The 24751-nt window shown below is 70.0% G+C and carries 22 protein-coding genes; 15 read left to right on the top strand and 7 right to left on the bottom strand.

The features are described from left to right. Nucleotides 1-121 precede the first annotated feature (121 nt). From IOD14_RS35750 to IOD14_RS35730, 5 genes are read left to right on the top strand one after another with little or no spacing between them, the layout of a single operon-like run. Complete coding sequence (locus tag IOD14_RS35750) at nucleotides 122-1471, top strand: extracellular solute-binding protein (RefSeq protein WP_212672479.1); 1350 nt, start codon at nucleotides 122-124, stop codon at nucleotides 1469-1471. Next, nucleotides 1468-2418, top strand: coding sequence for a sugar ABC transporter permease (locus IOD14_RS35745; protein WP_212672478.1), 951 nt, complete (start codon nucleotides 1468-1470; stop codon nucleotides 2416-2418). The genes IOD14_RS35750 and IOD14_RS35745 overlap by 4 nt, the downstream gene beginning before the upstream one ends. After that, nucleotides 2415-3272, top strand: a complete 858-nt coding sequence (locus tag IOD14_RS35740) for a carbohydrate ABC transporter permease (protein WP_212672477.1) — start codon at nucleotides 2415-2417, stop codon at nucleotides 3270-3272. The genes IOD14_RS35745 and IOD14_RS35740 overlap by 4 nt, the downstream gene beginning before the upstream one ends. A 10-nt stretch (nucleotides 3273-3282) precedes the next feature. Further along, nucleotides 3283-4248 (top strand): arabinan endo-1,5-alpha-L-arabinosidase, encoded by a 966-nt coding sequence (locus IOD14_RS35735; protein WP_212672476.1) that lies wholly within the window; start codon nucleotides 3283-3285, stop codon nucleotides 4246-4248. 21 nt (nucleotides 4249-4269) lie between these two features. Further along, nucleotides 4270-5787 (top strand): alpha-N-arabinofuranosidase, encoded by a 1518-nt coding sequence (locus tag IOD14_RS35730; RefSeq protein ID WP_123988921.1) that lies wholly within the window; start codon nucleotides 4270-4272, stop codon nucleotides 5785-5787. Between the two features lie 18 nt (nucleotides 5788-5805). Here the strand turns inward: IOD14_RS35730 and IOD14_RS35725 are convergent, their stop codons facing one another. Together IOD14_RS35725 and IOD14_RS35720 are read right to left on the bottom strand one after the other, a co-directional pair. Beyond that, nucleotides 5806-7647 (bottom strand): endo alpha-1,4 polygalactosaminidase, encoded by a 1842-nt coding sequence (locus IOD14_RS35725; protein WP_212672475.1) that lies wholly within the window; start codon nucleotides 7645-7647, stop codon nucleotides 5806-5808. A 51-nt stretch (nucleotides 7648-7698) separates the two neighbouring features. Continuing rightward, nucleotides 7699-10686, bottom strand: coding sequence for a beta-galactosidase (locus IOD14_RS35720; RefSeq protein ID WP_212672474.1), 2988 nt, complete (start codon nucleotides 10684-10686; stop codon nucleotides 7699-7701). A gap of 109 nt (nucleotides 10687-10795) precedes the next feature. Between IOD14_RS35720 and IOD14_RS35715 the strand changes: the two genes are divergently transcribed. Together IOD14_RS35715 and IOD14_RS35710 are read left to right on the top strand one after the other, a co-directional pair. After that, on the top strand, nucleotides 10796-11254 hold the full coding sequence (locus IOD14_RS35715; protein ID WP_123988918.1) for an Rrf2 family transcriptional regulator: 459 nt from the start codon (nucleotides 10796-10798) through the stop codon (nucleotides 11252-11254). Between the two features lie 169 nt (nucleotides 11255-11423). Continuing rightward, on the top strand, nucleotides 11424-12074 hold the full coding sequence (locus IOD14_RS35710; protein WP_123988917.1) for a DUF4360 domain-containing protein: 651 nt from the start codon (nucleotides 11424-11426) through the stop codon (nucleotides 12072-12074). Between the two features lie 57 nt (nucleotides 12075-12131). On the opposite strand, the gene IOD14_RS35705 is transcribed toward IOD14_RS35710, so the two are convergent. Beyond that, nucleotides 12132-12926, bottom strand: a complete 795-nt coding sequence (locus IOD14_RS35705; protein WP_212673464.1) for an intradiol ring-cleavage dioxygenase — start codon at nucleotides 12924-12926, stop codon at nucleotides 12132-12134. Between the two features lie 176 nt (nucleotides 12927-13102). On the opposite strand from IOD14_RS35705, the gene IOD14_RS35700 reads away from it, so the two are divergent. The 8 genes from IOD14_RS35700 (at nucleotide 13103) to IOD14_RS35665 (ending at nucleotide 19014) form a co-directional block, all read left to right on the top strand. Continuing rightward, on the top strand, nucleotides 13103-13408 hold the full coding sequence (locus tag IOD14_RS35700; RefSeq protein WP_123988916.1) for a hypothetical protein: 306 nt from the start codon (nucleotides 13103-13105) through the stop codon (nucleotides 13406-13408). A 237-nt stretch (nucleotides 13409-13645) separates the two neighbouring features. After that, nucleotides 13646-13990, top strand: coding sequence for a DUF1330 domain-containing protein (locus IOD14_RS35695; protein ID WP_123988915.1), 345 nt, complete (start codon nucleotides 13646-13648; stop codon nucleotides 13988-13990). An 83-nt stretch (nucleotides 13991-14073) separates the two neighbouring features. Continuing rightward, nucleotides 14074-14577 (top strand): hypothetical protein, encoded by a 504-nt coding sequence (locus tag IOD14_RS35690; RefSeq protein ID WP_249126148.1) that lies wholly within the window; start codon nucleotides 14074-14076, stop codon nucleotides 14575-14577. 684 nt (nucleotides 14578-15261) lie between these two features. Further along, the gene (locus IOD14_RS35685) at nucleotides 15262-15957 is read left to right on the top strand and encodes a hypothetical protein (RefSeq protein ID WP_123988913.1); all 696 of its coding nucleotides are present in this window, start codon (nucleotides 15262-15264) and stop codon (nucleotides 15955-15957) included. Beyond that, nucleotides 15954-16763 (top strand): hypothetical protein, encoded by an 810-nt coding sequence (locus IOD14_RS35680; protein ID WP_123988912.1) that lies wholly within the window; start codon nucleotides 15954-15956, stop codon nucleotides 16761-16763. Before IOD14_RS35685 ends, IOD14_RS35680 begins: the two co-directional genes overlap by 4 nt. Next, complete coding sequence (locus tag IOD14_RS35675) at nucleotides 16756-17310, top strand: hypothetical protein (RefSeq protein WP_249126147.1); 555 nt, start codon at nucleotides 16756-16758, stop codon at nucleotides 17308-17310. The genes IOD14_RS35680 and IOD14_RS35675 overlap by 8 nt, the downstream gene beginning before the upstream one ends. A 66-nt stretch (nucleotides 17311-17376) precedes the next feature. Then, the gene (locus tag IOD14_RS35670) at nucleotides 17377-17907 is read left to right on the top strand and encodes an SUKH-4 family immunity protein (protein ID WP_123988911.1); all 531 of its coding nucleotides are present in this window, start codon (nucleotides 17377-17379) and stop codon (nucleotides 17905-17907) included. Between the two features lie 150 nt (nucleotides 17908-18057). Then, the gene (locus IOD14_RS35665; protein ID WP_212672473.1) at nucleotides 18058-19014 is read left to right on the top strand and encodes an arabinan endo-1,5-alpha-L-arabinosidase; all 957 of its coding nucleotides are present in this window, start codon (nucleotides 18058-18060) and stop codon (nucleotides 19012-19014) included. A gap of 6 nt (nucleotides 19015-19020) precedes the next feature. Here IOD14_RS35665 and IOD14_RS35660 read toward each other — a convergent pair whose 3' ends face one another. The 4 genes from IOD14_RS35660 to mmsA form a co-directional block, all read right to left on the bottom strand. Further along, on the bottom strand, nucleotides 19021-20634 hold the full coding sequence (locus tag IOD14_RS35660) for a histidinol-phosphate transaminase (RefSeq protein WP_212672472.1): 1614 nt from the start codon (nucleotides 20632-20634) through the stop codon (nucleotides 19021-19023). Nucleotides 20635-20809: 175 nt separating this feature from the next. Continuing rightward, the gene (locus tag IOD14_RS35655) at nucleotides 20810-21877 is read right to left on the bottom strand and encodes an aldose epimerase family protein (protein WP_249126146.1); all 1068 of its coding nucleotides are present in this window, start codon (nucleotides 21875-21877) and stop codon (nucleotides 20810-20812) included. Nucleotides 21878-21923: 46 nt separating this feature from the next. Further along, on the bottom strand, nucleotides 21924-23168 hold the full coding sequence (gene mmsB / locus IOD14_RS35650) for a multiple monosaccharide ABC transporter permease (protein ID WP_123988907.1): 1245 nt from the start codon (nucleotides 23166-23168) through the stop codon (nucleotides 21924-21926). Further along, complete coding sequence (mmsA, locus tag IOD14_RS35645) at nucleotides 23165-24715, bottom strand: multiple monosaccharide ABC transporter ATP-binding protein (protein WP_123988906.1); 1551 nt, start codon at nucleotides 24713-24715, stop codon at nucleotides 23165-23167. Before mmsA ends, mmsB begins: the two co-directional genes overlap by 4 nt. Nucleotides 24716-24751: the final 36 nt, after the last annotated feature.

The raw sequence follows: 24751 nt of genomic DNA, 5'->3' as shown, positions 1-24751 counted from the left end.
GTCCGGTCCCGTCACGCGATCTGATTTTGCTGCGCACCCCATTGACTAGAAAGCGCTTCCTGCCTACGGTCCCGTTCGAAGTTACGGGCGCAATTCGAGATATCGAACAGATGGGCAGGGTATGGGACGACCTGACCTGAGCCGCAGGCAACTTCTCGCCGCAGCCGGCGGACTGGGCGTCGCCGCGAGCTTCGGCTTCGCGGCCCTCGGCACCGGCGCCGACGCGCTCGCCTCCGGCGCGGACACCCGAGTGCGCTACTGGAACCTCTTCAGCGGCGGCGACGGCGCCAACATGATCGCGATGCTGGACGCCTTCCGAAAGGCCCACCCGGACATCGACGTGAAGGACTCCACCCTCCAGTGGGGCAACCCCTTCTACACCAAGCTCGCCATGGCGGCCGCGGGCAACCGCGCACCCGACCTCGGTGTCATGCACATGGGCCGGGTCACCGGCTTCTCGCCCGGCCGCCTCCTCGACCCGTGGGACGTCGACCTGCTCGCCGAGTACGGCGTCCGCGAGGAGGACTACAACCCCGCGCTGTGGAAGCGCGGCGTCATCGACGGCAAGCTCTACGCCCTCCCGCTCGACATCCACGTCCAGCTCTGCTTCTACCGCAAGGACGTGCTGAAGAAGGCCGACCTGCTCGGCGACGACGGCCGGATGATCCCGGTCACCTCCCCCGAAGAGTGGTTCGACGTCCTGAAGAGGGCCAAGGCCGCCCAGAAGAAGGGCCTCCAGACGATCGGCCTGTGGACCAACGACCAGAACTTCCAGTGGTGGTTCTTCGTCGCCTTCTACACCCAGCTCGGCGGCAGGTGGTTCAACGACGACAACACCGAGGTCCTCTTCGACCCCGACAAGGCCACCCGGGTCCTGGAGTTCCTCCGCAAGCACGTCACCGACGGATACGTCGTCCCCGGCGCCCCCACCGGCGAACAGTTCATCAACGGCGCCCCCTTCACCTGGGAGGGCAACTGGTCCGTGCCGGTCTTCACCGGCGCGAAGCTCGACTACGGCGCGACCCCGCTGCCACCCGTCTTCGGCCGGCCGGCCACCCACGCCGAGTCGCACGCCTTCGTCCTGCCGCACCAGGCGGGCCGCGGCGGCGCCGCCGATGAGGGCGCGCACGAACTCGCCGCCTACGTCGTCACGCACGCCCTCCAGTGGGCCGCCGGCGGCCACATCCCCGCGTACACGCCGACGCTCTCCACGGCCGCGTACAAGAGGCTCACCCCGCAGAACGAGTACGTCAGCGCCATGGACCACCAGGCCACCGAGCCGAAGGTGTGGTTCGCGGGCTCCACCGGGGTGCTCGCACAGGACCTCGGCCCGGTCGTCGTCTCCTCCACGATGGGCTCCGCCGCGCCGGCGTCGGTCGCGCAGACGATGAAGAAGCACCTCACCAAGCTCCTCGCCTCGAAGAACCCGATGGACGGCAGGACCGCCGCGCAGGGAGGTGCGGTCGCATGACGACCAGCGCTCACATGACGACCGGAGCCGTCGCCGCACCGGCACGGGCCAGGACCGCGACCGCGACCGCGACCCTGCGCCGCAAGCAGGGCTTCCAGCACGGGGGTTGGTTCGTCGCCCCGTTCCTCGCGCTGTTCGCGCTGTTCGTGATCTGGCCGCTGCTGCGGGGCGTCTATCTCAGCTTCACCGACGCCAACATCTCCGGCGACGGCGCGAGTTTCGTCGGCCTCGACAACTACCGCGAGGCCCTGCACGACCGGGCGATGTGGGACGCGCTCGGCCACAGCGCGTACTTCACGCTGCTGGTCGTGCCGTGCATCACGGTCCTCGCGTTCCTGCTCGCGATGCTCGCCCACCACATCGAGCGGGGCAGGTGGCTGTGGCGGCTGTGCTTCTTCGTGCCGTTCCTGCTGCCCTCGACGGTCGCCGCCAACATGTTCCAGTGGCTGTTCACCCAGGGCATCGGTCTGATCAACGAGACCTTCGGGCTCGACACGCCCTGGCTGACCGACAAGTCGTACGCGATGCTCGCCATCGTCATCGAGACCCTGTGGTGGACCGTCGGCTTCAGCTTCCTGCTCTACCTCGCCGCCCTCCAGGGCATACCCGGCCACCTCTACGAGGCCGCGAAGCTGGACGGCGCGAACGCCTGGCACCGCATGGTCCACATCACGCTGCCGATGCTGCGCCACATCACCGGGCTGGTGATCGCGCTCCAGATCCTCGCCTCGCTGCAGCTCTTCGACCAGGCCGTCGTGATGATGGACTTCGGGCCGGGCCCTGAGGTCAGCACCCGCTCCTTCGTGCAGTACACCCTCGAACAGGGCTTCACCAGCTACCGCGTGGGCTACGCCTCCGCGATGTCCATCATCTTCTTCGTGATCATCGCTGTCGTCGCGCTGGCCCGGATGTGGCTGCTGCGCACGCGTGAGGAGGGCGCCCGATGAGCGGCACCGAGACACGGCTCAGGTCCCGGAGTTCCTGGACGCCCAGCCAGATCGTGCTCACCCTGGTCGGCGTCGCCGTCTCCGCGGTGTTCGTGGCGCCGATCGCCGCGGCGCTGTTCACCTCCCTCAAGTCCGAGGCGGAGGCGGCCGAGATCCCGCCGCACTGGCTGCCCGAGGTCTGGACGGTGCAGGCGTGGAAGGCGCTGTGGGAGACCGGCAACATCACCAACTGGTTCATCAACTCCCTGGTGGTGTCGGTCTGTGTCACCTCCGTCGTGCTGACGGTCGGTGCCCTCGCCGGATACGGCTTCGCCCGCACCGAGTTCCGCGGCAAGAACGTGCTCATGGGCATCGTCATGTCGGGCCTGATGGTCTCCCCGGCGGTTCTCGGGGTGCCGCTGTTCACCACGGTCCAGCAGATGGGGATGGTCGACACCTACTGGGGCATGATCCTTCCCCAGTGCGCGCCGGCCGCGATGGTCTACATCCTCTACAAGTTCTTCCAGGGCGTCCCGCGCGAGCTGGAGGAGGCGGCCTTCATCGACGGCGCGGGCCGCTGGCGGGTCTTCTTCACGATCGTGGTCCCGCTGGCGAGGCCGTCCTTGGCGGCGGTCGGGATCTTCACCTTCATCGCCTCCTGGAACAACTTCCTGTGGCCCTACATGGTGACCAACAACCCCGACCTGATGACCATGCCGAACGGCATCGCGACCGTCATGAACTCCTACGGCATCCAGTGGGCCCAACTCATGGCCGGCGGCCTCATGGCGGGCCTGCCCCTGATCGTCGTGTTCGTCTTCTTCCAACGCCAGATCGTGGCGGGCGTGGCCCACACGGGGCTGGCCGGTCAGTAAGGAGTCCGAGTTGAAGCGCCTGAGATACGTGACCCTCCTGACCGCCGCGCTCATCGCCCTGCTCCCGACCACGGCCCAGGCGGACACCACCTACCCCGATCCGCTCCCGATCACCGGGCAGCAGATCATTCACGACCCGACGGTCATCCAGCTCAAGTCCGGTGGCTATGCCGCCTATTCGACCGGCGGGGTGATCGGTGCCCGGCTGTCCAAGGACCTCCGGCACTGGAGCGACGCGGGCAACGCCTTCGCCGAGCCGCCGAGCTGGTGGTACGAGTACAACGGCACCGGTGACCCCTGGGCGCCGGACGTCCTGTACCGCGCCGGCCGGTACTGGCTGTACTACGCCGTCTCGTCCTGGGGCACCAACCACTCCGCGATCGGCGTGGCCACCTCCCCGTCCGGGCTCCCCGGCACCTGGACCGACCACGGCAAGGCCTTCACCTCCGAGACCTCGGACTCCTGGAACGCCATCGACCCGGCGATCGTCCGGGCGGACGGCCGGCTGTGGATGTCGTTCGGCTCGTACTGGACCGGCATCCGCATGGTCGAACTCAGTCCGGTCACCGGCAAGGCCCTGCCCGGCGCCACCGTCCACCACCTGGCCACCCGCCCGGACGCCCCGTACGCGGTCGAGGGTCCGTCCGTCGTGCGGCACGGCCGCTTCTACTACCTCTTCGCGTCCTACGACACCTGTTGTGCGGGAGTGAACTCCACCTACAAGATCAGGGTGGGCAGGTCGACGTCCGTGACCGGCCCGTACGTCGACAGCACGGGCACGCCACTGCTGGAGGGCGGCGGCGACCTGTTACTGGCAGGACACGGGAGGTACATCGGCACGGGAGGCGAGTCGGTCCTCCGCACCCGCGGCCAGGACTGGCTGGCCTACCACTACTACGACGCAGAGGACGACGGCACACCCAAGCTGGGCCTGAACAGGCTCGGCTGGGTGCGTGACTGGCCCGTTGTCCGGTAACTCCGTTCCTGAAAGGTCCCCATGAGCAAGTCCACCGCCCGCTTCACCCTCGACCCCGCCTTCAAGGTCGGCCAGGTCAACCCCCGGCTCTTCGGCTCCTTCGTGGAACACCTCGGCCGCTGCGTCTACACCGGCATCTTCGAACCCGGTCACCCCTCCGCGGACGAGGACGGAATCCGCACCGACGTCCTGGACCTCGTCCGCGAGCTCGGCGTCACCGCCCTCCGCTACCCCGGCGGCAACTTCGTCTCGGGCTACAAGTGGGAGGACAGCGTCGGCCCGGTGGAGGACCGCCCCCGCCGCCTCGACCTCGCCTGGCGCTCCACCGAGACCAACCGCTTCGGCCTCTCCGAGTACATCGCCTTCCTGAAGAAGGTCGGCCCCCAGGCCGAGCCGATGATGGCCCTCAACCTCGGCACCCGCGGTGTCGCCGAGGCCCTCGAACTCCAGGAGTACGCCAACCACCCGGCCGGCACCGCACTCGCCGACCTCCGCGCCGCCCACGGCGACAAGGACCCCTTCGGCATCAACCTCTGGTGCCTCGGCAACGAGATGGACGGCCCCTGGCAGACCGGCCACAAGACGGCGACGGAGTACGGCCGGATCGCCGCCGAGACGGCCCGCGCGATGCGCCAGCTCGACCCGGGCGTCGAACTCGTCGCCTGCGGCTCCTCAAGCCAGTCCATGCCCACGTTCGCCGAGTGGGAGGCGACGGTCCTCGCCGAGACGTACGACCTCGTCGACTACATCTCCCTGCACGCCTACTACCAGCCCGAGAACGGCGACCTCGACTCCTTCCTGGCCTCGGCCGTCGACATGGAGTCCTTCATCGAGAACGTGGTCGCCACCGCCGACCACGTGGGCGCCAGGCTCAAGTCCAAGAAGAAGATCAACCTCTCCTTCGACGAGTGGAACGTCTGGTACATCTCGGAGTGGCACGAGATCGAGAACTCCGGCGCGCGGGACTGGGCGGAGGCACCCCGTCTCCTGGAGGACAACTACAGCGTCCTGGACGCGGTCGTCTTCGGCTCCCTCCTCATCGCGCTGCTGCGCCACGCCGACCGCGTCACCGTCGCCTGCCTCGCCCAGCTGGTCAACGTGATCGCCCCGATCATGACCGAGCCGGGCGGCCCGGCCTGGCGTCAGACGACGTTCTTCCCGTTCGCCCAGGCCTCGCGGTACGGCCGCGGCGAGGTCCTCGACGTCCGGGTCGACTCGCCGACGTACGACACGAAGAAGTACGGCGAGACGGACCTCCTGCACGCCACCGCGGTGCGCGCCGAGGACGGCTCGGTGACCGTCTTCGCCGTCAACCGCAGCCGGACCGAGTCCCTGCCGCTCGAAGTCGCCCTGAGCGGCCTCGACCTGACGACCCTCGTCGAGCACAGCGTCCTCGCCGACGCCGACCCGGACGCCCGCAACACCCTCGACGAGCCCGAGCGGGTCGCTCCGCACCCGGCCGAGGGCACCGCGCTGCGGGACGGCACCCTCACCGCCGTACTGGAGCCGCTGTCCTGGAACGTGATCCGGCTGAGCTGAACCAGGTCCCCGGGGGCGTCAGCAGGTTTCGCGCAGGAACCCGCCGGCGCCCTCGGGCACGACGTCCTCGTCGCGGCGCACCACGCTGAGCGTGCTGCTCCAGTCGGCGCACGCCCTGGTCAGGCCCTTCTTGGTGTACTCGACCACGAGGACGTTGTCGTCGAAGGCGTCGGCGAACGCCCCGCACTCGTCGTACTCCGCGCACTCCTCCGCGATCGCGAAGTCCAGGCCCACCGACGCGCGGTCGGAGAGGAGCTCCGCGGTGTTCTTCTGCGCGACGGCCAGCCCCCTGGCATGGGCGTGCGCCGCCAGCAGCTTCATCAGGGCCTCGGCCTGGGGGGCCTTGAGATACGACGGGAAGCGGGTGAAGGAGTCGTAGTTGTCGGGCTCCAGGGCCTGGTAACCCTTGGCAGCGCAGGTGTCGATCCAGGTGTCCAGCCTGGCGGCGATGCGCTCGCGCTTGGCGGCCGTACGGATGTCCAGGACGGCCTCGTCCCAGTCCGTGTCGTGGACGACCTTCCCGCCGGCGTCGCGCAGCAACAGGTCGGCGTCCCAGTCGTTCTCCTCGCCCGACTCCGCCTGGTAGGCGTTGATGTTGCAGATGTTGTAAAGACCCGGAGCGGGCGCGTCCTCGTAGCTGCGACTCACCACCCGCACACCCGCCGCCGGAGGGTACGCGCCGCCGATCTGGTAGTCCCAGGGCACGTGCTCGGGCGGGAGGGGCACGGCGGCGGCCGCGGACGGCGACGACCCGGCGCCGGTGGACCCGGACGAGGCGGACGCCGGCCCGGTCGGCGACGGGGACGCGCTCCCGCTGTCCGACCCGGCCCGCACCGCCGCGATGCCCAGCCCGGCGACGGCCAGGACCGCGACAAGCCCGACGAGGAACCGCCGCCCACGTCCCCGGCCGCTGCGGGGGCCGGGGCCGCCTCGGTCGCTTCGGTCGCCCCCGCCCGCACGGGTGCCGTCCGCCACGGCCGCCGTCCGGTGGTGGGTCTCCGCGTCGCCGGACGGCACCGGCGACACCGGCACGGCCGGGGCGCCCGGCGCGTCCGTGTCCGGCAGTGCCCGCAGCAGCTCGCGCAGTTCGCCCAGGTCCGGGCGGGCTGCCGGGTCCTTGTCCAGGCAGCGTTCGGCGATGCTTCGCAGCGGCTCCGCGACCCCGTCCAGGGCCGGCGGCTCGTACATCACCTGGTAGCCCGTCAGATACGGGCTGCTGCCGTCGAAGGGGCGGCTGCCGGTGGCCGCGTAGACCAGCAGGGACCCCAGCGAGAAGACGTCCGAGGCCCCGGTGACCTCGCGGGGCGCGGCGAACTGCTCCGGCGACATGAAGGGCGGGGTGCCGATCAGCCGCCCGGTCATGGTGAGCGCCTCGTTGTCGACGGCGTACGAGATGCCGAAGTCGATGACACGGGGCCCGTCCTCGGCCATCAGGACATTGCTGGGCTTCAGGTCCCGGTGCACCATGCCGACCCGGTGGATGTCCCGCAGCGCCTCGACGAGGCCCAGCGCGAGCACGCGCAGCGCGCTTCCGCGCAGCGGGCCGTCGTGGGCCACGATGTCCGCGAGGGTGCGGCCCGGCACGTACAGCGTCGCCATCCACGGCTGCGGGGCGTCCGGGTCCGCGTCCACCACCGGGGCCGTGAACGCGCCGCTCACCCGGCGGGCCGCCGCGACCTCCTGCCGGAAGCGGGTGCGGAACTCCTCGTCCAGCGCGTACGCGGGGTGCACGAGCTTGACCGCGACCTGCCGCCCGGAGTCCGAACGGCCGAGGTAGACGACGCCCATGCCGCCGCTGCCGAGTCGGCCGACCAGCGTGTAGTCGCCGATGGACTCCGGATCGCCGGGGCTCAGCGACATCGCGAGTCACCCTTCCCGAGTGCGGGTGTTGGAAAGTTCAAGGGCATCAGGCTAACGGCCGGGGGAATCGACCTGTGCGACCGGTACACCTCCGGCGGCCGCCCCCAGCAGCGTCAGGCGTACGTCCCCGGGCCCCGACTCCGTCGTCCCGTCCGACAGCACCGCGAGCGCCAGCGTGTTGGTGCCGCGGGTGCGCAGGATGCCGTTCGGCAGGACGAAGGTGTGCTGCGGGCCCACGTCGTTGACGTACTGGCCCATGTTCCAGCCGTTGAGGAAGATCTGGGCGCGGTAGGCGCGCTCCGGGTCGTCGTCGAGGGTGAGGCCGATGGAGGCGTCGATGCCGGTGTCCACGGCGAGCCGGAACGTCGTCCGGTACCAGGTGACCCCCTGGCGCCGGTCGGCGCGCGGCAACTTCGCGGACTCCCAGTGCTCCTCGCCGAAGTCCGGCAGGTGCCAGCCCTTGCGCTCCCCGTACAGACCGCCGTTGTTGAGCGGCCCGCGCACCGCGTCGGACGCCGTCTCGCCCTGGATGCGCCAACTCACCTTCGGGGAAGCCCCCTTGAAGGTGACCGACGTCAACCCCCGGGCCGCCTTGTGGGAGTCGGCCGAATCGCCGTCCATGTCGTGCGCCATCCGCCGCACCAGGACGGACAGGACGCGCGGCGACCGTCCGGTGGCCGCAGGCACCTCGAAGGTGGCCGTCGCCGTCCAACTGCCCTTGCGGGCGGTGCCCTTGTCCGGCACCGGCATGCGGTGCGTGCCCAGCGGCTCCCCGTCCAGCCACGCCATCAGCAGGCCCTGCGTGCCCGTGCCGTAGGACAGGGACACCGACTCCAACTCGTCCGCGTCCGTCAGGCGTCCGCGGTACCAGACGTCGCCGTAGTGGAAGCCGTAGTCGTCGGCGAACAGGACCGGCTGCCCCTTGGGGACCGGGGTGACGCTGTACGAGCTCGTGCGGTCGGCCGTGGTCCAGCCGGAGTCGTCGTAGTCCGGGAGGGACTCGAAGTTCTCGGTCCGGCGCCGCCAGTTGCCCAGCGCGGGCAGCCGCACCTCGCCCACGGCGGGCACCGGGAGCAGGCCGGGCGTGGCGGGCATGTCGGCCCGCAGACTGCCCATGGGGGTGGCGGAGGTCCGCAGCGGGCGGCCGTTCCAGGTGATCCGGCCCATGCCGCGCGGCCCCCACACCTCCATGCCCGTGCCCTCGATGGTGTCGCCGGTCAGATGGGCGCTCGCGCCGTCCAGCGTGACCCCGCGCACCAGCGAGGGCCCGTACACGAGGACCGTGCCGGTCGGGGTGTCGATCGGGAAGAGCCGCAGCGAGCCCGGGTCGTCGGCGAAGATCAGCAGCAGCGGGGTGTCGCTGCCGCCGGCCTCGACCCGTACCCGGGCCAGGCCGCCGACGCCCATCGGCGCGGTGATCCTGAGCACGCCGAGGTCGTAGTTCCACGCGGGTTCCGCGTCGCCCCGGGTGACCAGCGGCTCCTCCGGGCACTCCAGGAGGACCTGTGCCATCTCGCCGTGCGGGGCCGTGAACACGGCGACGTCCATCCGGCCGACCCTGAGGCACATCATGGGCTGCGCGGTGGCGAACTTGAGGATGCGCCCGCCCAGTTGCAGGTTGGCGGTGAGCAGCCGGGCGTCATGGGGGGCGACGGTGAACGCCACGTCGATCCCGGCGTCCGGGATCGTGGTGGTGATCGGCGCGTCGGTGTCGTTGCGCACGACGTACACCTGGGAGGCGGTGTCCGGGTTGGTCAGGTGGTAGACCTTCAGCCGCTCGTCCGCGGCCCGCACCGCATCCGCCCGGTCCAGCTTGGCGAAGTCCGGCACGGTCCGCAGGAGATGGCCGAGCTGGTGCGTCGGGGCGAGCTTCGGCGTCGGCCGGCGCGCCTCGTCGAAAGCCGCCCCGTAGTCGTACGACGTGTAGACCTGCGGCGCGGGCAGCCAGCCCCACGAGGTGCCGCCGAAGGTCATGTAGACGTTGTGCACGGTGATGCCGTTGGCGAGGTTGGTGAGCTGGAAGCGCCGCTCGTAGGCCGCGTCCCGGGTGCGCCGCGCCTCGGCGTACCCCTTGCCGTCGAAGGCGGCCCCGCCCCACGGGTCGAACCAGCCACCGCCGAACTCCGGGATGAACCCGGGCGTCCGAGGGCTGGCCGTGGCCCCGCCCTTGAGCCCGCCCGCGCCGAAGTCCCCCCAGTCGGGCGGCACTTCGGACGGCTGGGGGTAGCCGTCGAAGCCGTAGAGCCAACCGCGCTCCTCGCCGCCGGTGTTGAAGGAGCCGGGGGTCCAGTAGCCGTTCCTGCCCTTGTCGTTGTGGAACAGCGGGACGTCGATCCCGTCGGCGCGCACCTTCTTGTACAGGTGGGACATGTAGTCGCGGCCGAGCGGCTCGTCGACGAAGGCGTCGTACTCGTTCTCGATCTGGTAGAGCAGGACCGTGCCCCGGCCCTTGGTGAACAGGTGCCGGGCGGCGATGGCGTCGACCGCGGTCAGCCACTCGTCGACGTACGACAGATAGGCCGGGTCGGAGGTGCGGGCCCGGCCCGCGGTCGCCGTGAGCCAGCCGGGGAAGCCGCCGCCGTCGACCTCCGCGTTGATGTAGGGGCCCGGGCGCAGGATCACGTACAGGCCGGTCTCGGTGGCCGTGCGCAGGAACAGGTCGAGGTCGCGGACGCCGGTGAAGTCGTACTGGCCGGGGCCGGGGGAGTGGTAGTTCCAGGCCACGTACACGCTCACCGCGTTGAAGCCGTGGGCGCGCATCTTCTGCAGGATGTCCCGCCACAGTGACGGGCTCGGCAGCCGGAAGGGGTGCATCTCGCCCGACCAGAGCACCAGGCGGCGGCCGTCGACCAGCAGCGAGTGCTTGTCGTAGCCGACCGTGTGCCGCACCCGGTCGGCGGCGGGCGCGCCCGGCGCGGGCCCGGTGGGCACGCTGTGGGAGGCGTAGGCCCGGGTGGTCTCCCCACCACTGCCGCTCAGCGCGAAGCCGAGCGCCGTGGTGCCGGCGAGGGCGCTGAATGTACGTCTGCTCAGCTCCAAGGGAGCGCCTCCTGGTCGTGCCGCGCTTGCGCCAGTCCGTCCGTGGTGTGGGTGGTGTGCCTATTGTGGCGTGGCCATTGTCTCCGTCCGAACGCCGCACAATTGTCGTATGAGGATCTCTGCACGGGCGGACTACGCGGTACGGGCGGTGCTGGAGCTCGCCGTGAGGCGGGACGCGGGGCCGGTGAAGGCCGAGGCCATCGCCGCGGTCCAGGACATTCCGCACAAGTTCCTCGAGGGGATCCTCGGCGATCTCAGGCGCGGCGGGATCGTCGACAGCAGGCGGGGCGGGGGCGGCGGTTACCGGCTGGCCCGCGAGGCCTCGGCCATCACGGTGGCGGACGTCATCCGGGCCGTGGACGGCCCGATCGTGTCGGTGCGCGGCGAGCGGCCCACCGGTCTGGAGTACACGGGCTCCGCACAGCCCCTGCTCCCGCTGTGGATCGCCCTGCGGGCCAATGTCCGCAGGATCCTGGAGGGCGTCACCATCGCCGACATCGCGGAGGACGCGCTCCCCGAGCCGGTGCGGCGGCTCGCCGCGGAACCGGCGGCCTGGGAGAACCCCTGAGTCGCCCAACTGGTCCTGTTTACACGTGAGTTCGGACATCGCCGGAATGGCTTGAGTTCGCTCTGGCGGTGTCGCATGGCGCTCCCTACGATTCCCTCGCCGCGGTGCTTCACAGAAACCACACAGGTTCTCCACGCTTCAACACTTCAGCGCAGAGGAGAGACCCCCCATGGCAAGTGGACTTCTTCTGGGCGGCGCCGTCGCCGCCCTCGTGACCGCGGCGATGCCCGCGCACAACCCGTCCGGCGGGTTCGTCGACCCGCCCCCGGACAAGATCGTCATCAACGTCGCCACGGTGAACGGCTCCGGCTGTCCCGCGGGCACGGCGGCCGTCGCCGTCTCCGAGGACAACACCGCGTTCACGGTCACCTACAGCGACTACCTCGCCCAGGTCGGCGGCAACTCCGACCCCACGGCGTTCCGCAAGAACTGCCAGCTCAACCTGATCGTCCATGTCCCGCAGGGCTTCACGTACGCCATCGCCGAGGCCGACTACCGGGGCTTCGCCTCGCTCCAGGCCGGCGCGAGCGGCGTCCAGAGAGCCTCGTACTACTTCCAGGGCTCCTCGCAGACGGCCTTCAAGACCCACACGTTCCCCGGCGCGTACAACGACAACTGGCAGGCGACCGACACCACCGACTGGGCCCAACTGGTCTGGGCGCCCTGCGGAGTTCAGCGCAACTTCAACATCAACACCGAGGTTCGCGTGAACGCGGGCAGCTCCTCGCCGTCCAAGGTCAGCTTCATGACGATGGACTCGACCGACGGCGACATCAGCACCATCTACCACATGGCGTGGAAGGAGTGCCCCGGCAAGTGAGGTTCTGAGCGGGGTGTCGCCCGCCGCCCGAGGGCGGCGGGCGATTCCGGTCCCGGGTCAGCCGCGCTCGACGCCGAGCGTCAGGGTGCCGGAGTAGCCGGCGGAGGGGCTGCTGCCCAGGGCGGTCAGGGTCAGGAGTCCGGACGCGGCGCCGCCGTCGTCGTAGATCCCGTCCTGGGCGAGGGTGGTGCGGGTGACCGTGTTGGCCGAGTACGGCGAGAGCGCGCCGACCCTGGCCGTGACGGTCTCGTCGAAGAAGAGCTGGCCGGTGTGGAGCTCGGTGCCGCCGGTGAAGGAGCCGTCGGAGGTGAGCGTGACGCCGACATGCACCTTGACGTGGATGTGGACGCAGCGGCCCCGGTACCAGCCCGGGTAGACCGTCGTGATGTCGGCGACTCCGCCGGAGTTCGTGAGGACGCCGCCGCGCAGGAAGGTGCCGCTGTCGGGTTCGTTGTGGCCGTTGTTGCCGACGTAGCCCGAGTACTCGCCGAGCGCGTCGCAGTGCCAGATCTCGACGAGGGCGTTGCTGATCGTGGCGCAGGTGTCGTCGTCGACGACGGTGAGGGCGAGCTTGAGCGGGAAGCCGGTCTTGCCCTCGGTGATGTCGGCGCGGACGTACTGGCCGTCGAGGTAGTAGGGGCCTTCGGTCATCTCCTTGGTGAGGGTGCAGACCGCCGCGGCGGCGACGGGGACCGTGTCGGCGGTGTCGGCTGTGCGGGTCGTGGGGGACTCGGACGCGAGAGTGCCGACGGCGAGGGCCGCGGCGGTGGCGCCGGTGGCGACCAGGACGGTCCGGCGGCCGACGGGGTTGCGCGGCGCGTCGGCCGCGTCTCTCGTGCCGGAGTCGTTCATGACGGTGTCGTTCATGGGGGTGTCTGTCATGGACACGGCACCGTAGGGGCGGTGTCTGTTGATGGGCTGTCGGTTCGGCAAAGTGAGGGACCGTCAAGTTTCTTGCGAGACAGCTTGCCGTGTCGGACCGGGTGGGCGCGGTAGCGTACCGGGGCGTATGCCGACAAGGAGGGTAAATGGGGCTTACCGTGCGGGTCGAACGACGCATCGCGGAGGACTTCCCCGGCCGGGAGGGCGAGGTGGTCGGAGATCTCCTCACCGAGCTGGTCAACCACCTCACCGACCGGGGCGACCGGGAGGACAAGGAGCGGATCGCCGCCGCGACGCTGCTGTGCGGACAGGGCCGGGTGGACCGGCTCCTCGACGCCGTCCAACTCGCCAAGGAGGACTGGCGGGATGTGCTGGTGGGGGCAGGACTGGCGGACGCGGGGTGGAGGGAGCGGTTGGAGGCTGACTTCGGGCCGGCGGTCTCCTCCGGCTGACCGGACCGCGGGTCGAGGGTGCGACCCCGCCGTGGCGCTCGGACCTCCGGGGTCCGGCGCGGCGGCGGGGTCGCGCGCTGTGCGGGCGGTGGCGTGCGGGTGTGTCCTTGGCGCTGAACCAGCCGTGTGACCGGTGCGTCCGTCGCGCCGGGCTGCCTACCCGTCGGGTAATCGACCCCGGTTCGCCCGCGTGCCAGGCTCGTTCGCGTACGGAGCCCCACCGACCGGAAGGACATCATGACCGCCTACGCCATAGCCCACCTGCGGGAAGCCGCGCCGCACCCGGAGATCGCCGAGTACATCGAGCGCATCCCCGCCACCTTCGAACCGTACGGCGGGCGCTTCCTCGTGCACGGCGCGCAGCACGAGGTGAAGGAGGGCGGCTGGCCCGGGCACGTCGTGGTGATCGGGTTTCCCGGGATCACCGAGGCGCGGGCCTGGTGGGACTCGGCCGCGTACCAGGAGATCGCGCCGCTGAGGTCGCGGCACATCGAGGGCGACATCATCCTGGTCGAGGGCGTTCCGGAGGGTTACGACCCGGCGGTCACCGCGAAGGCGATGCGGGACGCGCTCACGTCGTGAGAGGCGACCGGGTTCCTCGACTCCCGTGAGCCGCGGGGCTGTTGGATACTGGGGTGACTGGTGCAGGGAAGGGGGCGGTTCGCGTGCCGGACGGACGTGAAGTGGATCAGGCGGAGTTGCTGGGCGTCGCGAAGGACGAGGAGCGGGCCCGTAGCCTGCTCCGCGCGCTGCGCACCCTGAGCACCGGGGACGATCCGAAGCTGCGGGAGATGGCGCGCGGGGTGCTGCGCGGGGACCTCACCGCCGAACAGGCCTTCACCGACCCGGAGTACACCGCCGCCCTGTTCTCCGGCGCCGACAGGATCCGCCGCGCGGGGGAGCGGCGCACCGAGGCCGAGGCCCGGGAGGCGGGCGAACGGTTCGGTGCGTGGCAGGAGGCGCGTCGCACGGAGGACGAGCGCGAGGAGCGTGGTGAGGAATCGGCCGGGAGCCGGTCCGAGAGCCAGAGCACATCACGCTCCGACCCACCGCCCCCCGCGCCTCCCCGACAGCCCGCGGGACCGTGGCACGACTCCGGCGCGGGAGGCCTGGGCGGACCTGGCGGCCTGGGCGGCTCCCGGCCGACGGGCGGCTTCGGTCCACGCTGAGTCGTGGAGCCGGCGGCTTGGGTGGCTTGCGCCGGGCGGGCGGCTTGGGTCGCCGTTGGGTGGTGGAGCTGGCGGCTTGGGTGGCTTGCGCCGGGCGGGCGGCTTGGGTCAACGCTGAGTGGTGGACCTGGCGGTCTGGGCGGCTCTCGCCCGACCGGCGGCTCCGGTCGCCGCTGAGTGGTAGACCGGTGGCCGGCGGCCGTTGCGGCTCCTGTTCGGCCGGTGATCGCGGTCGCAGCCGGAGGTGAGGTCCTGGCCGCCGTCGCCGTCCAGCGGGCCTCTGCGCCCACCCTCATCCCGAGCCCCCCGGCCGCCGTCGCGTCGCCCTGAGCCCCTCGGCCGCCGTCGCGTCGCCCTGAGCCTCTCGGTCGCCCTCGCCCTTAGCCTCTCGGTCACCGTCGCCCCAGCCCCTCGGCCACCCTCACCCCCCACCCCCTCGGCCACCGTCGATCGCCCCCGCCCCTGATCCACAACCTCCCCCCACCGCCGTTTTCCAGCCGCCGTACGCCGTCCCGTCACCCCCGCCGCGCTGTCCCTTGCACACGAACCACCCCCCGCCCCGCGCCCACCAGCAGAATCCCCCACTCCCTCCCACACCCCCGGCAAATCCGGTCCCCCGTAGTAGAGTTCGGCCGTCGTAAGCGTGACCTGAAATGGTCCTGCCAAGACAAAGGGGGAACGAGCATGGGGGTCGTGCTGCCCGACGAGGCGGCGTGGGTGCTGGACCTCATCGGTATCCAGTGGCCCAACGTGGACGAGGACGACTACCGGGACATGGCCGACGGCCTGCGTTCCTTCGCCTCGCAGATGCGGCAGGGCAAGGACGCCACCGCGAGCGTCGTCCGGGAGTTCCTGGAAGGCAACGAGGGCATCGCGACGGCCGCCTTCCAGCAACACTGGGGCAAGATCAGCGACGTACACCTGGAACGGCTCGGTGAGGCGGCCGACCTCGGGGCGGTGGCCCTGGACGGCGCCGCCGTCGCCGTGGCCGGTGCCAAGGTCGCCGCCATCGTCCAACTGGGCATCCTCGCCGCCGAGATCATCGCCGCCCAGGCCGCCGCCCCGTTCACCCTCGGCCTCTCCGAGGTCGGCGCACTCGGTGCCACCCAGGCCACCCGCCTCATCGTGCGGCGGCTGCTGAAGGAGGCCGAGCAGCTCCTCGTCGAGGAGCTCATGTCCGTCGCCATGGGCCCCGTCTACTCCGCGCTCGGCAACATGGCCGCCGACCTCGTCATCCAGGTCGGCGCCAACGCCGTGGGACTGCAGGACGGTTACAGCCCGGGCAAGACCCTGCGCGCGGGCGGTGAGGGTCTCTCCGAGGGGCTGGACGCCGCCACCGGGACCACGGGAACCTTCGTCCAGAAGGGCGGCGGCGCGTGAGCGACACCGTACGCAGCGACAAGGACCTCCACGACCGGCTGGCCGACCGGATCACCACCCAGGCCGACGAGCACGAGTCCGGTGCCCGCCCCCACCTGCGCCGCAGTCGCGCCGGGCTGGACCGGACCCGGGGCAAGGGCGCCCTGGCGGCGGCCGTCGAGACCGGCGCCGAGAAGATCCTCAGGGCCATCGAGGAGGCCGAGGACCAGCTCCACAAGCACCTCCAGGACGTGTCCAAGGGCGTGCGCGCCATGGGCGACAACCACGCGCGCAACGACAAGAACATCGAGACGATGCTGCAGGGCATCGTCAAGCGTTCCCGCGACCAGGACACGGTCCGGGACGGCGGCGGGATCGGCAAGGACCGGCCGGACACGACCAAGGACCCGCACACCGTCACCCTGGAGTGGAAGCCCGGGATGCCCAAGCAGGCGTTCGAGCGCAAGGCCCGGGCCCTGCAGCGCCTCGGCGAGGAGGGCAAGCTCTTCAAGTTCAAGGGCAAGACCGAGGACTACCGGGACAAGCAGATCACCGCGCAGTACAAGGGCGCGCTGGAAGCACTGATCCGCAGGAACCACAAGGACGACCCCGACTTCGCCGAAGAGGCCGCGGTGGCCGCCCGTAAAATGCAACCCGACCACGTCAACGAACTGCAGACCGGCGGTCCGGACGCGTGGCGTAACCTGCGCATGCTCGACCGGACGACGAACTACGACATCGGCACGCAGCAGATCCGTCCGCAGATCAAGGATCTTCCGGACGGCAATCCGATCAACATCGACATCAAGTGGTGGCCAGATGACTAGCGCGAGCCCGGCGTCCTCCCGTCTGATCGCGACGGTGGACGCTCTGCGGACGGCACTGGCGCAGAGCCCGGACGTGCTGTCGCACACGCTCGGCGGGACGATCGACGAGGAGTCGGCCGCCGCCGCGGAGGCCGACGGGGTGCCCCGGGAGTTCCTGGACTTCTGCCGTGTGCTGGACGGCGCGAGCTGCGGGCCGTCCGTGCAGCTCTTCGGGCTGGAGGAGGCCGAGGAGCACCAGTTCTACTGCGAGCCGGTGGCCGGCTCCCCGCTGCCGCTGTCCCCGGAGAAGCTGTACTGCGTCGGGATGGTCCACGAGGCGCCGGTGTTCCTCGACCGCGCGGGCGGCGGCGTCCTCGGCGCCCCGCACGCGGGCCCCGACTGGGTCGACGCGGAGCGCTTCGACGAACTCGCGCCCGGCGTGACGGCGTACTTCCTGGACCGGCTGGCCACGTACGACGCGTACCGGCGGCTGGCCGAGGTGGACGACGAACTGGTGGAGTACGACGACTGGCTGAAGCTGCTGCGACGGGCCGGTCTGGCCGGCTGAGCCGCCGGACGCCGACGCGCTGGTTCCGGCCGGACGAGTGCACGACGAAGGGAAAGCAGAGGACGCATGGCCACCCATGACGAGATGACGGAGCTGTTCGGCGCGGACCGCGTGGTCACGCTGGACCGGGCCGTCGCCGAGGAGCGCGGACTGTCCGAGGCCGATGCCGAGGTGCTGTGCGAGGTCGGCGTACCCGTCTTCGTCGACGTCCTGTTCACCCTCGACACCGCCGAGGAGGGACCCGATCCCTTCACCGTGGTGCCGGTCGGCGCGGGCGGCGAGGAGACCCACATCCTCGTCCTCGGCGGCCCCACCGACGATCCCGCGATGCGGTACTGCCTCGACATGGACCGCGGCTACGTCATCCTCATGTCGTTCGACGCGGAGCCGCGCGCCGAGATCGTGAACCGCACCCTCGCCGACTTCGTCGAGTTCCTGTACCGCTTCGCCCTGCGCACCGAGCACCTGAAGCAGGCCGCGCCCCAGGACCGCGCCCCCTACACCGACAAACTCGTCGAGTACCTCAAGGCCCGCGACGCCTACGCGTTCGCCCAGCCGGACAGCTGGTGGTCGATGGTCTTCGAACAGGTCGGCTGAGCCCACGGCGTGCGGGGAGCACCCGGCGACCGCTGAGGTGTGCGCGGGTCATTGACGCGCAAGGGGTTCGATTCTACGGTCCCGTCCGAAGCTCTGATCGGTGATCGGCATGTCGAACATCCCCCCACCCGCATCCTCGAAGGAGTCAGCGTGCGCCGCACCTCGCTTCTGGCCGTCCCCGTCGCCTTCCTGCTGGCCCTGATCCCGGGCACGGCCTCCGCTTACCCCAACCCCGGAACCGTCACCGGCGCCACCACCGTCCACGACCCGACGATGATCCGTACGTCGGCGGGCCGCTATCTGCTGTACGGCACCGGCGGCGGCCTCGGCTACCGCACCTCCACCGACCGGATCGCGTTCACGGCCGGCGGCGACGCCTTCTCCACGAAGCCGGGCTGGTGGTCCTCGTACGCCACCGAGGCCTGGGCACCCGACATCTCCTACCAGGGCGGCAAGTACCTGATGTACTACGCCGTCTCGACCTTCGGCTCCAACAAGTCCGCGATAGGCCTCGCGACCTCCGCCACGGGCCTGCCGGGTTCCTGGACCGACCAGGGCACGGTGTACACCTCCACCACCTCCAGCGACTACAACGCCATCGACCCGAACCTGTTCGTCGACGGCGACGGCACGTGGTGGCTGTCCTTCGGGAGCTGGTGGACCGGCCTGAAGATGATCCAGCTCAACCCGGCCACCGGCAAGCAGCTCGCCACCGACACCACCCGGTACTCCATCGCCTCCCGCCCCACCGGGACCAAGGCCGTCGAGGCGCCGTACATCGTCAAGCGCGGCGGCTACTACTACCTCTTCGCCTCCTACGACACCTGCTGCGCCGGCACCGGCTCGACCTACAAGGTCAAGGTCGGCCGGGCCACCGGCGTCACCGGGCCGTACGTCGACAGGAACGGCGTCCCGATGACGAACAACGGCGGCACCCCGGTCCTGGAGTCGCACGGCCGGTACATCGGCCCCGGCGGTCAGTCGATCATGAACGACTCCGACGGCGACCTGATCGTCTACCACTACTACGACGGCAACGACAACGGCACACCCAAGCTCGGCATCAATCTCCTGAACTGGAGCAGCGGCTGGCCGGTGGCCTACTGACGCCGCTCAGCCGACCTGCCCCATGCCCGCCGCGTTGGGCCAGCTCTGAGCGTTGGGCCAGCCGGTGGCGGGGGCCGTCGACAGCTCCTCGGGGACCCCGGGCGAAGGCGCCGTCATCCCCCGTACCTGCGCGGCGGTGAGCCCACCACGGGCCGGAACTCCCGGCGGGGTCGGTCCGCTCGGCGCGCTGAACGGCATCGGCGCCGGAGCGGGCGGCGGGGGAGCGGGCGCGGGCATCGGGGCCGGAGCCGGGAAGGGCGTCGGCGCGGGCATCTGAGCCGGCATCTGACTCGGCATCGGCGCCCCCATGGACGGCGCCGCGGCCACCGCCACCGGCTGCGCGATCGGCATCGGCATGCCGACCCCGGCGCCGGAACCGCCGACGGCCATCGCCGCGAGGTCCTGCATGCCGGCCCCGTTGGTCTGGCCGACCAGGCGGTCCACTGCCGCCGTACCCGAGCTGTAGCTGGTCCCTTGAGCGAGCTCGGGCACGGCGGCTCCCCTCCTGGTCCCGTAGAGCACCTGTTCCAGGCCGGACACCAGGCGACGCACATCCACCTGGGGGCGCACCACGAGCCGCAGGAAGCGGCTGGAGGAACCGATCTTGTTGCCGCACTCGCGGACGAGGATGCGGTGCTCGGTGAGCATCCGGTCCCGGACCACGGTGCCCTCGGCGCCGACGGGCAGGCGCACGAAGAGGAAGTTCCCCTGCGAGGGGTAGACGGTCAGACCGGGCAGCGCGGCGAGCTGGCTCGCCATGTCGAGGCGGTCCCGGCGGACCTGGTGGAGACTCTGCGCGTACTCGGCGCCGTGCTCCTTGAGCATGAACACCACGTACTCGGCGAAGGCGTTGAGGTTCCACTTCGGCAGCATCGAGCGGACCCGGCCCGCCAGCGCGGGGTTGGCGACCATGTAGCCGAAGCGGATGCCGTGCAGGCCGAAGTTCTTGCCGAGGCTGCGCAGGACGATGACGTTCGGCCGGATCATCGCCTCCTGGACGACGCTCGGCTCCTGCTCGGCGTCGGCGAACTCCAGGAAGGACTCGTCGATGACGATGAGGTCCAGGTCGGCCATGGCGTCCATGAACTGCACGAGCGCGTGCTTGTGGAGGAAGCCGCCGTCGGGGTTGTTCGGGTTGCAGATGACCGCGACCCGCGTGCCCCGGGTGCGTATGAACTCGGCGTACTGCGCGAGGTCCAGGGCGAATCCGCTGGACTCCTGGAGCGGGAACATGTCGACCCGCTTGCCGGTCTCCATCGGCTGGTCGGTCCAGCGGCCGAAGGTGGGGACGGGGATGGCGAGGGACTCGCGGACCAGCAGGTGGTCGATCCAGGTGATCAGTTCGGTCGAGCCGTTGCCCATCGCCACGGCCTGTGGCGGCAGTTGGAGCAGGTTGCACAGCTCGGCGGTGATCGTGTCGGCGCTGCTGGGGTAGTAGGTGATGATGTCCTTCAGCCGCGCGGCCATGGTGTCCATCATCGCCGGAGTGGGAAAGTAGGGATTGCAGGGGATACAGAAGTCCACCGGCCCCGTCCCGTCGCCGCCCTCACGTGCCAGCGCCGCCATGGACGGGCTGTGCGCAGCCGTGCTGCGGAACAACGAGGTGACGTTGTCGGCCATGGAACCTCCGTACGGGGCGGGCCTGGCGGGGACGACCGGGCCCGTCGTCATTGGGTGGCCCGCGCGGGGGAGCACGGGCCGCCCTTACATACGGATGCCTGCGTGGCGCTGTTCAACGGGTGTGAAAGAAGTGTGAGTTCGGGAACCCCGGGCCCGATCTCCTCATCTCACCAGGTCAGGAGCCGAATGTGTGGATCGTCGTGGTCCGGTGCTGCTGCCCCGGCCGCAGCACCGTGGACGGGAACGACGGGTGGTTCGGAGAGTCCGGGAAGTGCTGGGTCTCCAGGCACAGCGCGTCCCCCTGGCGGTAGGTGTGGCCGGAGGGGCCGACCAGGGTGCCGTCGAGGAAGTTGCCCGAGTAGAACTGCAGACCGGGCTCGCTGGTGGCGATCTTCAGGGTGCGGCCGGAGTGCGGGTCGCGCAGGCTCGCCACGTGCTCTGGCTCGGCCGTGATCCCCTTGTCGAGGACCCAGTTGTGGTCGAAGCCCTTGGCGATGACCAGCTGGGGGTGGCCGGTGCGGATGTCCCGGCCGATCGCCTTGCCCTTGCGGAAGTCGAAGGGGGTGCCCGCGACCTCCGCCGGCTCACCGGTGGGGATCAGACCCGAGTCGGTGGGCGTGTAGCGCGAGGCGGCGATCCGCAGCTCGTGGTCCTCGATGGTGCCGGTGCCCTCGCCGCCGAGGTTCCAGTACACGTGGCTGGTCAGGTTGACGACGGTGGCCTTGTCGGTGGTGGCCTCGTAGTCGATCCGCCAGTCGCCGTGCCGGGTGAGGGTGTAGGTCACCTTCACCTCGAGGGTGCCCGGGTAGCCCATCTCGCCGTCGACGGACGTGCAGTACAGGTGCAGGCCGACGTCCGAGCCCTTGGTGAACGGCTCGACGTGCCACACCCGCTTGTCGAAGCCCTGGGTGCCGCCGTGCAGGCTGTTGACCCCGTCGTTGACGGAGAGCTGGTGGCTCTTGCCGTCGAGGGTGAACCGGCCCTTGGCGATGCGGTTGCCGTACCGCCCGATCAGCGCGCCGAAGTACGGGGTCCTGGCGACGTAGTCCTCGATGTTGTCGAAGCCCGCCGTGACGTTGGCGTAGCGACCCTCGCGGTCCGGGATCTCCAGGGACTGCACGACGCCGCCGTAGGACAGGACCTTCAGCCGTGTGCCGCCGTTCTCCAGCGACCACCGGTCGACCTCGGTCCCGTCGGCGAGCCTGCCGAAGAGCGTCTTCACCGGTCTTTCCTCTCCTCCCACGGGAAGGGCCCCGCCTTGCGGCGGGGCCCGGTCCGGTCGGTCCGGTCTACGAACCGACCCTGCGCTTGTTCCACACGTCGAAACCGACCGCCGCCAGCAGGGCCAGGCCCTTGATGACCTGCTGCCAGTCGGAGCCGACGCTGAGGAGGTTCATGCCGTTGTTCAGCACACCGAGGACGAGACCGCCGATGATCGCGCCGAGGACGGTGCCGACACCGCCGCTCATGGACGCGCCACCGATGAACGCCGAGGCGATGGCCTCGAGTTCGTAGTTGAGGCCCGCCTTCGGGGAGGCCGCGTTCAGCCGGGCGGCGATCGCCAGACCCGCCAGGGCCGCGAGCGCGCCCATGTTCAGGAAGACCAGGAAGGTGACCTTCTTGTCCTTCACACCGGACAGCTTCGCCGCCGGCAGGTTGCCGCCGATCGCGTAGATGTGGCGGCCGAAGACGGCGTTGCGCATGACGTAGCCGTAGCCGACGACCAGGACGCCGAGGATCAGCAGGATGATCGGCGCACCCTTGTAGCTGGCGAGCAGCATGGTGACGACGAGGGCCGCGGCCACGATGGAGACGAGCTTGAGCAGGAAGATGTTCCGCGGCAGCACATCGAGGGCGAACTCCTGCTGGCGCCTGCGGTCACGGACCTCCTGGACGACCACGAAGACGATCAGGACCAGGCCCAGGAGCAATGTGATGTTGTGGTAGTTGGTCTCCGGGCCGACCTCCGGCAGGAATCCGTTGCCGATCTTCTGCAGGCCGTTCGGGAACGGGCCGAGGGTCTGGCCCTCCAGCAGGATCTCGGTGAAGCCGCGGAAGACCAGCATGCCGGCGAGGGTGACGATGAACGACGGTATGCCGAGATAGGCGATGAGGAAGCCCTGCATCGAGCCCGCCACCGCGCCGACCAGCAGACACAGCGCCACGGCGAGTGGCCATGGCACGTCGTGCCGCACGGTCAGCACGGCCGCGAAGGCGCCCACGAACGCGGTCAGCGAACCGACCGACAGGTCGATGTGTCCCGCGATGATGACCAGCATCATGCCGATCGCGAGGATCAGGACGTAGGAGTTCTGCAGGACCAGGTTGGAGACGTTGCGCGGCAGCAGCAGGTCACCGTCGGTCCAGACGGCGAACAGGGCGACGATCAGGCCGAGGGCGATCAGCATGCCGTACTGGCGCATGTTGCGGCGCAGACCGTCCAGCATCAGCTGCAGCAGTCCGCCGTCGGCGGCCTTACCTCCGCTCTTCCCGGGCGGGGCCACCGCCGGGCCCTTGGTCACGTTCGTGCTCATCGGGTTACCTCTTTGTCCTTGGTCATCTGACGCATCAGCGATTCCTGCGAGGCCTCTTCCCGCGAGAACTCACCGGTGAGCCGCCCGGCGGCCATCGTGTAGATGCGGTCGCACATACCGAGCAGTTCGGGCAGCTCGGAGGAGATGAAGACGACCGCCTTGCCCTGGGCGGCCAGCTGGTCGATGACGGTGTAGATCTCGTACTTGGCGCCGACGTCGATGCCGCGCGTGGGTTCGTCCAGGATCAGCACATCGGGACCCGCGAAGATCCACTTGCTGAGGACGACCTTCTGCTGGTTGCCGCCGGACAGCTTGCCCACCGGCTCGAAGACGGTCGGCGCCTTGATGTTCATGGACTTGCGGAAGCCCTCGGCGACCTTCCGCTCCTCGTGCTCGTCGACGATCCCCCGCTTGGCCACCTTGCCCAGAGCGCTGAGCGAGATGTTGCGGTTGATGGTGTCGATGAGGTTGAGGCCGTAGTGCTTGCGGTCCTCGGTCACGTAGGCGATGCCGTGCCCGACCGCCTCGGCGACCGTCTTGGTACGGATCTCCCTGCCGTCCTTGAGGACCGTGCCCGCTGCGTGCCGGCCGTAGCTGCGGCCGAAGACGCTCATCGCGAGTTCGGTGCGCCCGGCGCCCATCAGGCCCGCGATGCCGACGATCTCCCCGCGCTTGACGTCGATCGACACGTCGTCGACCACCTTGCGCTGCTGGTCGATCGGGTGGTGCACAGTCCAGTCGCGGATCTCCAGCGCCGGAGCCTGGTCCAACTCGCCCTTGTACGCGGTGCGTTCGGGGAACCGGTGGTCGAGGTCGCGGCCCACCATGCCGGAGATGATCCGGTCCTCGGTGGTCTCCGCGGCCTTCACGTCGAGGGTCTCGATGGTCTGCCCGTCGCGGAGGATGGTGACCGAGTCGGCGACCTTGCGGATCTCGTTGAGCTTGTGGGAGATGATGATCGAGGTGATGCCCTGCTTCTTCAACTCCAGGATGAGATCCAGGAGTTTGCCGCTGTCCTCGTCGTTGAGAGCCGCGGTCGGCTCGTCGAGGATGAGCAGCTTCACCTTCTTGGACAGCGCCTTGGCGATCTCCACGAGCTGCTGCTTGCCCACGCCGATGTCGGCGACGCGGGTCTCCGGGTGGTCGCTGAGACCGACCCGGCGCAGCAGCTCACTGGCGTGCCGCAGGGTCTCGTTCCAGTTGATGAGCCCGCCCTTGGCGTGCTCGTTGCCGAGGAAGATGTTCTCCGCGAGGGACAGGAACGGCACCAGCGCCAGCTCCTGGTGGATGATGACGATGCCGCGCTGTTCGCTCGCGCGGATGTCCTTGAACTCGCAGGGCTCTCCCTCGAAGAGGATGTCGCCCTCGTACGTGCCGTGCGGATGGACGCCGGAGAGCACCTTCATCAAGGTGGACTTCCCGGCGCCGTTCTCACCGCAGATGGCGTGGACCTCGCCCTGCCGGACCGTCAGCGTGACGTCCGAGAGCGCTTTGACACCGGGAAAGGTCTTGACGATCGAGCGCATTTCCAGGACGGGTCCCGCCATGGTCGTGCCTTCCAATCTGTGTCTGTTGCAGGCGGG

Source organism: Streptomyces sp. A2-16, from assembly GCF_018128905.1.
Classification (GTDB): domain Bacteria; phylum Actinomycetota; class Actinomycetes; order Streptomycetales; family Streptomycetaceae; genus Streptomyces.
Note: the sequence above shows the minus strand (reverse complement) of the source record. Positions and strands in the feature narration are given on the sequence as shown.

Bases quoted from the DNA above. Each gene is read 5' to 3' on its own strand.
- IOD14_RS35700 (WP_123988916.1), top strand. From the start codon at position 13,103: ATGGGGCTTACCGTGCGGGTCGAACGACGCATCGCGGAGGACTTCCCC.
- mmsB (WP_123988907.1), bottom strand. From the start codon at position 23,168: ATGAGCACGAACGTGACCAAGGGCCCGGCGGTGGCCCCGCCCGGGAAG.
- IOD14_RS35660 (WP_212672472.1), bottom strand. From the start codon at position 20,634: ATGGCCGACAACGTCACCTCGTTGTTCCGCAGCACGGCTGCGCACAGC.
- IOD14_RS35750 (WP_212672479.1), top strand. From the start codon at position 122: ATGGGACGACCTGACCTGAGCCGCAGGCAACTTCTCGCCGCAGCCGGC.
- IOD14_RS35670 (WP_123988911.1), top strand. From the start codon at position 17,377: ATGGCCACCCATGACGAGATGACGGAGCTGTTCGGCGCGGACCGCGTG.
- IOD14_RS35685 (WP_123988913.1), top strand. From the start codon at position 15,262: ATGGGGGTCGTGCTGCCCGACGAGGCGGCGTGGGTGCTGGACCTCATC.
- IOD14_RS35695 (WP_123988915.1), top strand. From the start codon at position 13,646: ATGACCGCCTACGCCATAGCCCACCTGCGGGAAGCCGCGCCGCACCCG.
- IOD14_RS35715 (WP_123988918.1), top strand. From the start codon at position 10,796: ATGAGGATCTCTGCACGGGCGGACTACGCGGTACGGGCGGTGCTGGAG.
- IOD14_RS35730 (WP_123988921.1), top strand. From the start codon at position 4,270: ATGAGCAAGTCCACCGCCCGCTTCACCCTCGACCCCGCCTTCAAGGTC.
- IOD14_RS35725 (WP_212672475.1), bottom strand. From the start codon at position 7,647: ATGTCGCTGAGCCCCGGCGATCCGGAGTCCATCGGCGACTACACGCTG.
- IOD14_RS35675 (WP_249126147.1), top strand. From the start codon at position 16,756: ATGACTAGCGCGAGCCCGGCGTCCTCCCGTCTGATCGCGACGGTGGAC.
- IOD14_RS35745 (WP_212672478.1), top strand. From the start codon at position 1,468: ATGACGACCAGCGCTCACATGACGACCGGAGCCGTCGCCGCACCGGCA.
- IOD14_RS35705 (WP_212673464.1), bottom strand. From the start codon at position 12,926: ATGAACGACTCCGGCACGAGAGACGCGGCCGACGCGCCGCGCAACCCC.
- IOD14_RS35740 (WP_212672477.1), top strand. From the start codon at position 2,415: ATGAGCGGCACCGAGACACGGCTCAGGTCCCGGAGTTCCTGGACGCCC.
- mmsA (WP_123988906.1), bottom strand. From the start codon at position 24,715: ATGGCGGGACCCGTCCTGGAAATGCGCTCGATCGTCAAGACCTTTCCC.
- IOD14_RS35710 (WP_123988917.1), top strand. From the start codon at position 11,424: ATGGCAAGTGGACTTCTTCTGGGCGGCGCCGTCGCCGCCCTCGTGACC.